The organism is Klebsiella sp. Lac1, from assembly GCF_009825425.1.
Classification (GTDB): domain Bacteria; phylum Pseudomonadota; class Gammaproteobacteria; order Enterobacterales; family Enterobacteriaceae; genus Klebsiella; species Klebsiella electrica.
Window position 1 is genome coordinate 1,707,476 of record NZ_VJZJ01000001.1, and the last position, 12,010, is coordinate 1,719,485.

The window sequence follows — 12,010 nt, forward strand, 5'->3', positions numbered from 1 at the left end:
TAGCGTAGCGCATCCCCCCTGACTCATAGCGTTAACTTATACCGCCCGCCGCGGCTTGCGCTAATCAATTGAACCGCAGCAATATTTTCCCCTGCAGCCAGGTCACCGCCTGCCCGGCCATCAGCACGCGGTCGCCCTTCAGTTCACAGCGAATATCGCCGCCGCGCGCCGATATCTGGCGGGCCAGCATTTTGCTTTTCCCCAGCTTCGCACTCCAGAACGGGATCAGCATGGTATGCGCCGAACCGGTGACCGGATCTTCCCATACGGCTTCTCCCGGAGAGAAAAAGCGGCTGACGAAGTCATACTCGCCATCGCCGGGCGCGGTAATCGTCACCTTATGTTCTCCGGGCATCATGGTCTCGATAGTCGGACGCACGGCGGCAACCTCTTCGCGGCTGGCCAGCTCGATAAGCCATGCCCGGCCACGGCGGGCGCTGACGTACCGCTCAACGCCTAATCCGGCCAGCAGGGCCGCAGGCGGGGTCGTTTCTTGCGTGGCGCCCGCCGGGAAATCGAGGGTCAGCCAGTCCCCTTCCCGGCTCACGGTCAGGCGACCGGACGCAGTCGCGAAATGAATCACCGCGTGTGGGAAGTCAAGATGATGAAAAATAACGTGTGCGCTGGCGAGCGTCGCGTGACCGCACAGATTGACTTCATTGCGGGTCGTGAACCAACGCAGAGAAAACGACTCCCCCTCGCGCACCAAGAAAGCGGTTTCAGACTGATTATGCTCCTGCGCCATCTTCAGCAACACATCATCCGCCAGCCATGCGTCCAGCAGACAGACCGCCGCCGGGTTACCGGAAAAGGGCCGTTCACTGAACGCAGAAACCAGATACACGGGGATCTCTTTCACGGTATCTCCTTAACGTAGGGTGATGGTGCCCGTCATGTACGTTATCGCCTGCCCGCCAATCAACACCCGATCGCCCTGCCACTGGCAGCGCAGATCGCCGCCGCGTGCGGAAACCTGCCGCGCCTGCATGGTCGTCTTAGCCAGTTTCTCCCCCCAGTAGGGGATCAGCATACTGTGCGCCGAGCCGGTCACCGGGTCTTCGAAAACACCCTCGCCCGGGCAGAAAAAGCGGCTCACAAAATCATATTGCTCATCGGCGGCGCTGACGCAGATCATTTTGCCCGTCTGCGCAAGCAACGACATATTCGGCCGCACGGCCTCAACCTGCTGGCGATTTTCGAGGACCACCAGATAGTCCCGCCCCTCGCGAATCTCTACCGCGGTGTCCAGCCCCAGCCCGGCAAGCAGCTCCGGCGGCGGCGCGCTAACCGGAGTGGTTTGCCACGCCGGGAAGTCTAACGTCAGCCAGTCGCCGTTGCGCATCACCCGCAGCTCCCCGACAAAACGGGTACTGAACACGATAGTGGCGTAAGGATGGTCGAGATATTCAAAGATAATATGCGCCGAGGCAAGCGTGGCGTGGCCGCAGAGGTTAATCTCATGCTGCGTGGTGAACCAGCGCAGCTCATAACCCTCATCGGTGCGCACAAAAAAGGCGGTCTCAGACTGGTTGTGCTGCTGCGCCATGCTCAGCAGCGTTTCGTCCGGTAGCCATTCGGTGAGTGGACACACCGCGGCGGCGTTGCCGCCAAAATTGCGATCGCTGAAAGCGTCTACCAGGTAAAAATCAATTTCCTGCATCATACAACTGTTCCTGTTTTTTACTTTTCTTCAACATGACATAAAAGCGGAGCATGTACACGATCTATATAAAAATGAATCCGTTAGCTTTTCGCTGCCACCGGCGACATAATGAGATCCAGATCACAAAACAATTGTATTTTCACCAGCAATCGTTTTAAGATCGCGCCCTCTTCTTCCTCTTTAGTAACCAGCGCAGAATCTATGATTACAAACACGGTTTCACGCAGAGTCGCGTGGCTTCGGGTAGTCACGCTTGCGATCGCCGCTTTCATCTTTAATACGACTGAATTCGCTCCGGTCGGTCTGCTGTCCGATATTGCCGACAGCTTCGGCATGGAAACCGCGCAGGTGGGCATGATGCTGACCATCTATGCGTGGGTGGTCGCGTTAATGTCGCTGCCGTTTATGCTGTTGACCAGCCAGATGGAGCGTCGCCGTCTGCTGATCGGCCTGTTCATTCTGTTTATTGCCAGCCATGTGCTGTCGTTCTTTGCCTGGAGCTTTAACGTTCTGGTGATCAGCCGCATCGGTATCGCCTTTGCGCACGCGGTCTTCTGGTCGATAACCTCGGCATTGGCAATCCGTCTGGCGCCGCCGGGCAAACGTGCCCAGGCGCTGAGTCTGATTGCAACCGGCACCGCTCTGGCGATGGTATTCGGCATTCCTGTCGGCCGTATTATCGGGCAGTATTTTGGCTGGCGGATGACCTTCCTGGCGATCGGCCTGGGCGCGCTGGCGACGCTGGTATGCCTGTTTAAGCTGTTGCCAGGACTGCCCAGCGAGCATTCCGGTTCGCTGAAAAGCCTGCCGGTATTGTTCCGTCGCCCGGCGCTGCTGAGCATCTATCTGCTGACCGTCATTGTGGTGACCGCACATTACACCGCCTACAGCTATATTGAACCGTTTGTACAAACGGTAGCCGGTATGAGCGGTAATTTTGCCACCGTGCTGCTGCTGATCCTTGGCGGCGCGGGGATCGTCGGCAGCGTGCTGTTTGGCAAACTGGGCAACAAGCATGCTTCCGGGCTGATTAGCAGCGCCATTGGCCTGCTGCTGATCAGTCTGCTGCTGCTGTTGCCGGCAGCGCAAAACGCCCACCACCTGATCATATTGAGCCTCTTCTGGGGCATCGCAATCATGATTATTGGTCTGGGGATGCAGGTCAAGGTTCTGGCGCTGGCGCCGGATGCCACCGATGTGGCGATGTCGCTGTTTTCGGGGATCTTTAATATCGGTATCGGCGCGGGGGCGCTGGTTGGTAGTCAGGTCAGTACCCATCTTTCAATGGACTCTATCGGCTACATCGGGGCGATTCCGGCGCTGGTGGCGCTGGTGTGGTCAATCATGATATTCCGCCGCTGGCCGGTGTCGCTGGACGATCATCAGCCTCACCACTCCTGAACGGGGTGAAGCGATAAAAAAGCCTGCCGATGCAACAACCGGCAGGCTTTTTTGTTCGCGGGCCGAAACGCCGCGACGGCGATGTTATCAGGCGTGATAGGTCGTAATAATTTCCAGCACGCCGTTGATAATAAACTGTACGCCCATGCAGACCAGCAGAAAGCCCATCAGGCGCGAAATCGCTTCGATTCCCCCTTTCCCGACCAGCCGCATGATAGCCCCTGAACTGCGCAGGCAGGCCCAGAGGATAATGCCGACCAGCGCAAAGATAATCGGCGGCGCGACCATTACCACCCAGTGCGAAAAATCGACGCCATGTTTCACCGTCGATGCGGTGCTGATAAGCATAGCGATGGTCCCTGGCCCGGCGGTGCTCGGCATGGCCAGCGGCACAAACGCGATATTGGCCGACGGTTCATCGACCAGCTCTTCGGATTTTATCTTCGCTTCCATCGAGTCATGCGATTTCTGCTGCGGGAAGAGCATCCGGAACCCGATGAAGGCAACAATCAAGCCACCGGCAATCCGCAGGCCGGGAATCGAGATACCGAAGGTACTCATCACCACCTGACCGGCATACCATGCAACCATCAGGATAATGAATACGTACAGCGAGGCCATCAACGATTGTTTATTGCGCTCCTCGTTGTTCATATTGCCAGCCAGCCCAAGGAACAACGCAACGGTCGTCAGTGGGTTCGCCAGCGGTAAAATGACCACCAGCCCCAGACCTATCGCCTGAAAGAGTTCAATCATAATTAATTAAGGCCCCGTTAATCGTTCGCTATTTAAAGTCTCGCCGCGCAAGTATAACTTTTGTCGTCAATACCATTCCAGCCCTTATCGTCCGGACTCCGGGCCGCTTCAGCCCGGGTCAGAAACCCGCTTTAGCAAATCGTGTCATCAGCTAATTCATCAGGTTGACATATTATTGCCTGGGCAATAATATCAGCAGCAATTAACTACTTGCCTGGGCAACCATTGTGAAAAACACAAGCGATCTGTTTAACGAAATGATCCCCCTCGGGCGCTTGATCCAGATGGTTAACCAGAAAAAAGATCGTCTGCTCAACGAATATCTCTCACCGATGGATATTACTGCCACCCAGTTTCGGGTGCTTTGTTCCATTCGTTGCGAAGTATGTACTACCCCCGTTGAGCTGAAAACCGTGCTGTCGGTCGACCCAGGCGCAATGACGCGCATGCTCGACCGTCTGGTCTGTAAAGGCTGGATTGAACGGTTACCCAACCCCAATGACAAACGCGGCGTACTGGTGCAGTTAACGCCAGACGGAGCGGCCCTTTGTGAGCAGTGTCATCAGGTTGTGGGTCAGAAATTGCACCAGGAATTAACAAAAAATCTGTCGGCGGATGAAGTGGTCAACCTTGAGCATTTACTCAAAAAAGTCCTGCCGTAATAAGAAGAGGTAAGATGATGTCCAGACGCAATAATGACGCCATCACTATCCATAGTATTTTGTCGTGGATTGAAGATAACCTGGAATCGCCCCTGTCGCTGGAAAAAGTGTCCGAGCGTTCTGGTTACTCCAAATGGCACCTGCAAAGAATGTTTAAAAAAGAGACCGGCCACTCCTTAGGCCAGTACATCCGCAGCCGCAAGCTGACGGAAATCGCGCAAAAACTCAAGCAGAGCAACGAGCCGATTTTATACCTGGCAGAGCGTTACGGTTTCGAATCGCAACAGACGCTGACGAGAACCTTTAAAAACTACTTCGACGTTCCGCCGCACAAATATCGCATGAATAATATGCCGGGTGAATCCCGCTATCTGATGCCACTAAACAACTGCTGTTAAGCGCCTGCAACAAGACGTATTGAGGAAATCATGAAACTATTCGCTGCCGCTGCCATTGTCCTGGGCGCTCTGGTCTCCAGCCAGAGCTATGCGGAGCAAACCACTACCCCGGTTCGCCACACTCAGCGCGATGCGATGATTATGCCTTCCGAACATAACGACTCGCCATTTGATTTCAATCATATGGCCGCCGGTAGCGACAAATCGGATGAGCTGGGCGTACCGTATTACAATTAACTGCACTACCCGAGCATTTTGCCCCGTTTACGGGGCTTTTTTTTGCGCATCTGACGCCAACCCGCAGCCTGTGGCGCGTCGGTATGCTGCCAAACGCCTGTCCCCTTGCTTGCTCCCTTTTTGATGCCCTGCGGTTTACCGGCGGTGCTCTAAAAATGACGGGTTTGTTTGACAAAAACGCTTAGCGTTTAAGCGCAGCAACGATTGCGGCTTCCATTTTCTCAGGGGTGGCGATCGGCGCAAAACGCCGGAGCGGTTTGCCGTCGCGACCGATCAGGAACTTAGTAAAGTTCCACTTGATCCGCCCCCCCAGCACGCCGGGCAATTCGCCTTTCAGGTAACGAAACACCGGGTGCGTTGCGGCCCCGTTCACCGCCACCTTCTCAAACATCGGGAAGCTCACACCGTAGTTGATATGACAGGTCTGCTCGATTTCGTCGGCATCGCCGGGTTCCTGCTTCCCGAACTGGTTGCAGGGGAAACCCAGTATCACCAGGCCCTGGTCGGCGTACTTCTTGTAGAGCGCTTCAAGGCCTGCGTATTGTGGCGTGAAGCCACAGTGGCTGGCGGTATTCACCACCAGAACCAGCTTGCCCGCGTAGTCGGCCATGGCGATGGGCTGGCCCCGCAGACTGGTGGCAGTAAGTTCATAAAAGGGAGTCATAGCGGGATCCTCAGGGTAAAAGCCGTTCAACATCGACATTGCACGCAGTGCGTTGGGTATGAACATAGCGCGTGGAACGTGGGCATGGCGGGCAGACCCCGTTCATGATAGCGTGGCAGGTCCGCATTCGCGAGGGCAAACTTGACTGCGAGGGCGAGCGCACCGTGGCGCTTAACATGTATCAGCTGATGTATGGCCTACAGGCCGCTAACATCAAGAGACTACAGCAGTCCGATAAGCGTTGTGCGTTGAGCAAGATGCGGGGTAGCCCCATGCTAAATCGAATGATTGAAGCAGGTTCGGAAGCTATGATAAACAGCAATGGATATTGGTAAGTCGCGTCTTAAAGATATTCATCGGTTATCCCAGAGGAAACAGCAAACAGGAATGGTTGAAATGATGAAATATTTATCGCTGCTGGTCGCAGTGATTCTGTCAGGGTGCGCAAGCGCGCCAAACTTGCCGCCTACCGATACCATCGTGGCGGTGAAACCTATTGAGTCCGGCATTATCGCCAGCTCAGCTAAATACAGTTACCGTTTCTTTCGTAACGGCGTGCCGCAAGAATATCAGCGTTATAAAACATTTTATGACCGCTTTCATCAACAGGCCTCCGGTGTGCGGGTTAACTTTGTGGTAGAGCAACATGAAGTGGCGGCAGAGTACCTGGTGGTGATGGATAAACGCAAACTGGATGCCGGGCAGCTTACGCTGCTGGTCAATGAGTATCAGGCGGTGCAGATGGATAACGATCGCCTCGGTGTTTTGTTTAAAGCGACAGGATTTTGGTCTGCATCGCACGCACCAGAACTGGCAGCCCCGTATCAGCTGGAACACCCGGTAGTGGTCTCAATTAATGATAAGACCCAAACTCTGAGCACGGCAGGAACCATCGCCCTGATCCCTTTAGCCCCCTTGTTTCCTCTGGTCATGATGTACGGATGCGCCACTGGGCCCTGTATATGAAACTCACGACGTCTTAGACGACCTGGCTGCGGGAGCACGTCTGGTCTTTGCTATATTTGGGCGGGAGCAAACGGCAAGTCCCCCGCTCAAACAAACCATTCAGTTTCAGCGCTCCCTGACAGGGCTGATACCAGTCAATCAAAGCCTACTCCCCCCTCGGAGTAACAGCATCACGCGAAGAACAGGAGTATTAAGCCTGAAGTCAGTGTGATGAAAATACCGCTCTCTAGCGGATTTCTCGACGAACCTGAACCCTGATGAATGCTGAACCACTGCTTCTCCCAGGTATGGTACACGCCATAGGACACCAGCGAGGCCTGTAGAACATATGTCAACATGTGCAGAGCAGAACCTATTGGTGACAGACGCGAAATAGTTTGCAGCGACTCTGCAACAGAAATAATAAGAATGCTAAACAGACTATAATTCAGCAATCTCATCTTATGATTGATTAGCCATTTTCTCATGTGAAATGCGCCCGCCGAGAAAAGTGTCAGCAAGACCCAGATAATATCAATCCAGTTCATATTTTCATTCCAGAAAAAATTTAGTTATCTACAGGCTGAGATATTAATAAGCGTATTGCAGGTGTTATCACAGGCCATGCGGTATCAGAAAGGATGACGACGCCTGTCTTGCTGGCCCTGTCGATGGCAATGACCGAGGCATAGCCAGCAGTTTCGCCATTATGCCAGGTTATCTCACGTCCTCTGAATTTTGTTGTAAACCAGCCATAACCGATCCTTGTGTCACGTTCATCCGTTGACCGTTTCGGATCCATCGCAACACTTCCCGGTAATTTGCCGCGGAGCAAGGCCTGCGTATATTTAACCATATCGGTGATGGTGGACCTCACGCCACCGGCAGGGGCAAATGAGAGCATGTACCAAGGGGCCTCACGATATCCTGCGGCTGACCAACCGCGACTGACGTCGTTTTTTGCGCCATCGCCTGGTATCGCGACAAAGGTATTTTTCATTCCTGTAGGGGCCAGGAGTCGTTTATTCAGCAACTCGCTATAGGACATATGAGTCATTTTTTCCAGCGTAAGACCGAGAACTGCGTAACCCATACTGGAATACCTGAAATAATTATTTTCCTCTTTTTCTGTTCTACGCAGCATCGCAATGATGTCATTCTCTGAGAAACGCCACGGGTTCTTATGAGTGGCGATGGCTAATAACATCAAGGCGCTCTGCCACGGCGTTGTCGATATGTCAGGAAGCCCCGAATGGTGAGAAGCCAGTTCTGAGAGCCGGACAGATGCCATCGCTACGGGTAGGCCGGGGAGGAGTTCGCCAACGGTGGTTTCGGGTTTGGCCTCCCCACGATTCTCGGCATCAGCCAACAATGCCGCCGTCATCGTTTTGCTCAGACTACCGACCTCAAATTCCTGACTAAAATCCCCTCCCCAGAGACCATACTGGACCCCTCCAGGTTTAATGAGCGCGACCGCTACATGGCCGCGAGCACCGCGGAGAAACGGCGTCATAAATCGTACCAGCTGTGCATCACCGGTTATATTTCTCGATGGTGAACTAAATCCTGCCTGTAGATAAATCCCCGAAAGGACAATCACCACAAAAATTGTCACTGAAGCTATGACTCTTGCCAGAATAGTTTTATTGCCTGGTAACATACCTTTCCTTAGTATGAATACTGGATAAGATAATAAATGGAATCGACGGTGCCTTCATCCAGCATCGGATTATCCGCTGTCTGGCTGTCAGGATAACCGTTGACGAAATTCGCTTTCACCTTCCGCCGCAGCGATAAAACCATTGCGCGAATATATAAAGGTATTAAAGCCGGTCATGTTATTCGGGCCTTCACCGGTTTTCGTCATCACGGGGGTGGCATGCGTATCTCCTGATAAGTCATCCTTTTCACATTATGGCGGAAGGAGTGTCAGGAAATTGTTAGGGCCTTGCTGCGGAATATCGCAGGATACCGTCGTTTATGCGTTTTCGGGAATGATATCCGGGGTGGAACTCACCAGCCCTGGGGCGTGAAAATCACTTTGCTGTTGTCCGCTGTACCGTATCGCGTAACTCTAGTGTAAAACGGCATCCCTTCTCAGAACTTTCGACCGTCATGCCCCAGCCTAAATGCTCCACAATGCGTTGCACAATGGATAAACCAAGCCCTTCGCCACTGAGCCGGGCGCCGCGCTGAAAGCGGCGAAACTGCTGGGGATCGATACTGGATGGTAGCCCCGGTCCGCTATCGCATATGACGATCGTCGTACCATGCATCGCCAGACGAACCTCCCCCATTTCGGTGTACTGACAGGCATTGCGCAGAAGATTCCAGATGACGCTGCGCGCTAACTCGGCATTGGTACATGCGTGGGGAGAGGATGGTAAGTCAAGGATTAAGTTGACCTCTTTTTTTGCCAGCCAGGGCTGGCATCGGGCGACGCACTCCTCAAATATCGGGCGCAAAGGTACGTCGGACTGCGGCAGCGTTTGCGGATCGCGCGAGAGCAATAAAAGACAACTTAGCTGACGCTGCATTTCCTGGGTGGTGTGGACGATGCGTTCCGCGCTTTGTACCAGATGGCTATCCGCGGGCAACTGGTGGGCGATAGTTTCTGCTGCGCCGGCAATGATAGCCAACGGCGTGCGTAATTCGTGACTGGCATCGCCGACAAAGCAGCGCTCACGCTGCAGAAAACGTTCCAGTTCGTCGCTATGTTGGGCGAATGCACGCGCTAAAATGCCGATTTCATCATTTGCGTCCTGGTAGGGTAAGGGTTTTTGCTTGCGTTGCACAACTTCCGCCAATCGCGTGATGGGGATGGTCACTCTCGCTGATGTCAGTCGACCGATCCAGTATGCGCACAGAATACACAGCATAATAACCAGCGGCGCGAAGCCATCAATCACCAGCTCAAGATACCCGTATTTCTGGCTCTCTTGCAGCAAGTAGTAGCGCTGATTGTTAACCTCAAATACGAACAAGTACCGGTCTTCAGGTTTTGCCAGGCGATGGTAACCCGGCGCAAGCTGGCGCAATTTTTCAGGCACATTGCGCGCATCATAGAGATGGCTTCCCTTCGGGACGACCGGAGGAAACCCTCTCGCCATCTCCCCTTCCAGTCTGGACGCCTCATCCTGCATACTTTGTGATACGACATATGCGCGAAGATCGTCGTAATCAAGCTGCTCTGCCACGACAACAAAAGCCATGATCGCGACCATCAGCAACACGAATGAAATAGTGATTCGCGTCTTGAGGGTCATTTGCTGGTAAAGGGATTTCATGATGGTTCCACTCTGCGTACGATTATTCCGGGGCGGCCCCTCCGGGCTTATGCAGGCGCAAACCTACGCCATGCACCGTTTCTATCAGTACAGATGTGAAGTTTTTGTCAATTCTCTGCCGCAAATCGTGAATATGTGTGCGCAAAGCCCCACTTTCAGGGGGATCCTCCCCCCACAGGAGATACTCCATCTCTCTTTTTTTGACGACTTCAGGGGCCGCTCGCATCAGACACAACAGCAATTTATGGGTCGTTGGCGTCAGATTGATTGTCTGCCCCTGACGCCACGCCTGCGGTGTCCTGGTATCGACAAGCAGATCTTCCCAGGCCAGCGTTCCCAGGACCTGCCGCCCCTGGGCGCGGCGAACCAGCGCCTGGATCCGCGCATCCAGCTCCTTTAATGAAAAAGGTTTGACCAGATAATCATCGGCGCCCATCGCCAGCCCTGCAACACGATCGTCAACGGGATCGCGGGCGGTCAGCATCAGCACCGGTACAGGGTTCTGAAACTCCGTGCGCAGTCGACTGCACAACGTCATTCCGTCCAGACGGGGCAACATCAGGTCCAGTAAAATCGCATCATAATCATTCTGCGTGGCCATTTTCAGGCCCGTAGCACCATCACGTGCATCATCCAACACATAACCTTGCGGCTCAAAAAAGGCATACAGGTTGGCGACTAAATCAGGATTGTCTTCAATGATAAGGAGACGTGTCATAAACGATGAGTACCTTGAAAAATAGACCGACAAACTTAACAACATCCTGACATAGTTTTTTAGATACTGCGCTCGTTTTTGATTCATCAGGAATTGCGCATGTTTAACTATTCGTCATTTGTGCAGCTCAAGCCACGACACCGGACCTCGGCTGCGGCCCTGGGTTCCGCCAAAACCACACACATAGCACATCGGGTAGCGCTCACCTCGCACCTGTCCCTTCCTCTGCTGTTGACGTTGTTTGTTCCTGGCGTTGCGCCTGCCGCCGTGAGCGTCAATTTTACCGCAAGTGTTCATAACTTAATGGAGGAATAATGAACAAGTTTAATGCACTCTTAAAATACTCTGAGTATCAGATTAAAAAATTACGCTCTTATATTATAAGCGACAGGCGTTTTCATGCCGGACGACTTCAGAGAATTTACGGATCCCGTCCCGACTTGAAGCATCCGGTTACCCTGAATGAAAAAATATGTCACCGTATGATTTACGACCACAACCCACTTTATACCCTGTTAGCGGATAAATTAGCGGTTCGCGAGTACATTGATGCTCGTAGCCAACATATAAAAACCGTTCCGCTGCTTGGTATTTACAGAAACGTGAATGAAATAGACTTCAGTCAATTACCAGACAAATTCGTTCTGAAATGCAACCATGACAGCGGTAGTACTATCATCTGTCTGGATAAATATACATTTAACGTCCCCAGAGCCTTGCGCCAGTTAAATTCTGCGCTGAAGAAAAATATGTATTACCGCACCAGGGAGTGGCAGTACAAGCACATTCCCCCGGTGATACTCTGCGAAAGCTACATTGATTTATTTTCGCACGGAAAAAGAGAGATAACCCCGGAGATGCTAAGATTACATTGCTTCCATGGTTCCGTTGGTTTTATTGAAGCTGACTTCATGGACACCGATGGCAAAGAGTATATTAATGTTTTTGATCGTTACTGGCAGTTGCTGCCTTTCCAAATGGAGTACCCAAGTACACCCTATGAGGTCCCCGAACCCCAGGCGTTACATCAGGCAATAGCCTCCGCGCAGGAGCTGGCAAACGATGTTGATTACTGTCGGGTAGATCTCATGCTGCTGCGCGATACCATTTATTTTAGCGAAATTACGCTTAGTCCACGCAGGGGGAAACTGATTATTAATCCTGCTCAGTGGGATACTATCCTGGGTGAGATGTGGCGACTCCCCAGAGCCAACACGGAATTAAGTTAATATTTTGATGTGTGGAGCCTATGGGGTTCGCCGCGAAACGGGAAATATCA

Annotated in this window: 15 protein-coding genes; 7 read left to right on the forward strand and 8 right to left on the reverse strand. The window is 52.9% G+C overall.

Translation table 11 applies throughout. The annotated features are described in order from the left end of the window. Window positions 1–64: 64 nt before the first annotated feature. Together FNY10_RS08065 and FNY10_RS08070 are read right to left on the reverse strand one after the other, a co-directional pair. Window positions 65–859, reverse strand: coding sequence for a PhzF family phenazine biosynthesis protein (locus tag FNY10_RS08065; RefSeq protein ID WP_160704939.1), 795 nt, complete (start codon window positions 857–859; stop codon window positions 65–67). A gap of 9 nt (window positions 860–868) precedes the next feature. Then, on the reverse strand, window positions 869–1,660 hold the full coding sequence (locus tag FNY10_RS08070; RefSeq protein WP_160704962.1) for a PhzF family phenazine biosynthesis protein: 792 nt from the start codon (window positions 1,658–1,660) through the stop codon (window positions 869–871). Window positions 1,661–1,864: 204 nt separating this feature from the next. Here FNY10_RS08070 and FNY10_RS08075 point away from each other — a divergent pair, with 204 nt between their 5' ends. Continuing rightward, complete coding sequence (locus FNY10_RS08075) at window positions 1,865–3,064, forward strand: sugar transporter (protein ID WP_131050380.1); 1,200 nt, start codon at window positions 1,865–1,867, stop codon at window positions 3,062–3,064. A gap of 87 nt (window positions 3,065–3,151) precedes the next feature. Here FNY10_RS08075 and FNY10_RS08080 read toward each other — a convergent pair whose 3' ends face one another. After that, window positions 3,152–3,820 carry a MarC family NAAT transporter gene (locus FNY10_RS08080; protein WP_100683746.1) on the reverse strand — a complete coding sequence of 223 codons (669 nt, stop codon included), beginning with the start codon at window positions 3,818–3,820 and terminating at the stop codon, window positions 3,152–3,154. Window positions 3,821–4,047: 227 nt separating this feature from the next. On the opposite strand from FNY10_RS08080, the gene marR reads away from it, so the two are divergent. Genes marR through marB form a run of 3 tightly spaced genes read left to right on the forward strand, consistent with a single transcriptional unit; the run spans window position 4,048 to window position 5,117 of the window. Further along, a complete protein-coding gene (gene marR / locus FNY10_RS08085) occupies window positions 4,048–4,482 on the forward strand; it encodes a multiple antibiotic resistance transcriptional regulator MarR (protein ID WP_160704938.1) in 435 nt (144 codons plus the stop codon). A gap of 17 nt (window positions 4,483–4,499) precedes the next feature. Continuing rightward, window positions 4,500–4,880, forward strand: a complete 381-nt coding sequence (marA, locus tag FNY10_RS08090) for an MDR efflux pump AcrAB transcriptional activator MarA (protein ID WP_100683837.1) — start codon at window positions 4,500–4,502, stop codon at window positions 4,878–4,880. 30 nt (window positions 4,881–4,910) lie between these two features. Beyond that, window positions 4,911–5,117, forward strand: a complete 207-nt coding sequence (marB, locus tag FNY10_RS08095; RefSeq protein ID WP_100683748.1) for a multiple antibiotic resistance protein MarB — start codon at window positions 4,911–4,913, stop codon at window positions 5,115–5,117. 181 nt (window positions 5,118–5,298) lie between these two features. Here marB and FNY10_RS08100 read toward each other — a convergent pair whose 3' ends face one another. Beyond that, window positions 5,299–5,781, reverse strand: a complete 483-nt coding sequence (locus FNY10_RS08100) for a glutathione peroxidase (RefSeq protein WP_160704937.1) — start codon at window positions 5,779–5,781, stop codon at window positions 5,299–5,301. Window positions 5,782–6,177: 396 nt separating this feature from the next. Here FNY10_RS08100 and FNY10_RS08105 point away from each other — a divergent pair, with 396 nt between their 5' ends. Beyond that, entirely contained in the window at window positions 6,178–6,747 is a 570-nt protein-coding gene (locus tag FNY10_RS08105) for a hypothetical protein (RefSeq protein WP_131050381.1), read from the forward strand. A 170-nt stretch (window positions 6,748–6,917) separates the two neighbouring features. Here FNY10_RS08105 and FNY10_RS08110 read toward each other — a convergent pair whose 3' ends face one another. The 4 genes from FNY10_RS08110 to FNY10_RS08125 all read right to left on the reverse strand — a co-directional run bounded on the left by FNY10_RS08110 (window position 6,918) and on the right by FNY10_RS08125 (window position 10,731). After that, on the reverse strand, window positions 6,918–7,274 hold the full coding sequence (locus FNY10_RS08110) for a hypothetical protein (RefSeq protein ID WP_160704936.1): 357 nt from the start codon (window positions 7,272–7,274) through the stop codon (window positions 6,918–6,920). 20 nt (window positions 7,275–7,294) lie between these two features. Next, window positions 7,295–8,386, reverse strand: a complete 1,092-nt coding sequence (locus FNY10_RS08115; protein WP_160704935.1) for a serine hydrolase domain-containing protein — start codon at window positions 8,384–8,386, stop codon at window positions 7,295–7,297. 376 nt (window positions 8,387–8,762) lie between these two features. After that, window positions 8,763–10,013 (reverse strand): sensor histidine kinase, encoded by a 1,251-nt coding sequence (locus tag FNY10_RS08120; RefSeq protein ID WP_160704934.1) that lies wholly within the window; start codon window positions 10,011–10,013, stop codon window positions 8,763–8,765. Window positions 10,014–10,035: 22 nt separating this feature from the next. After that, window positions 10,036–10,731 (reverse strand): response regulator transcription factor, encoded by a 696-nt coding sequence (locus FNY10_RS08125; RefSeq protein WP_142255887.1) that lies wholly within the window; start codon window positions 10,729–10,731, stop codon window positions 10,036–10,038. A gap of 99 nt (window positions 10,732–10,830) precedes the next feature. On the opposite strand from FNY10_RS08125, the gene FNY10_RS08130 reads away from it, so the two are divergent. Together FNY10_RS08130 and FNY10_RS08135 are read left to right on the forward strand one after the other, a co-directional pair. Further along, the gene (locus FNY10_RS08130; protein ID WP_160704933.1) at window positions 10,831–11,046 is read left to right on the forward strand and encodes a hypothetical protein; all 216 of its coding nucleotides are present in this window, start codon (window positions 10,831–10,833) and stop codon (window positions 11,044–11,046) included. Then, a complete protein-coding gene (locus FNY10_RS08135; protein ID WP_160704932.1) occupies window positions 11,046–11,960 on the forward strand; it encodes an ATP-grasp fold amidoligase family protein in 915 nt (304 codons plus the stop codon). The genes FNY10_RS08130 and FNY10_RS08135 overlap by 1 nt, the downstream gene beginning before the upstream one ends. Window positions 11,961–12,010: the final 50 nt, after the last annotated feature.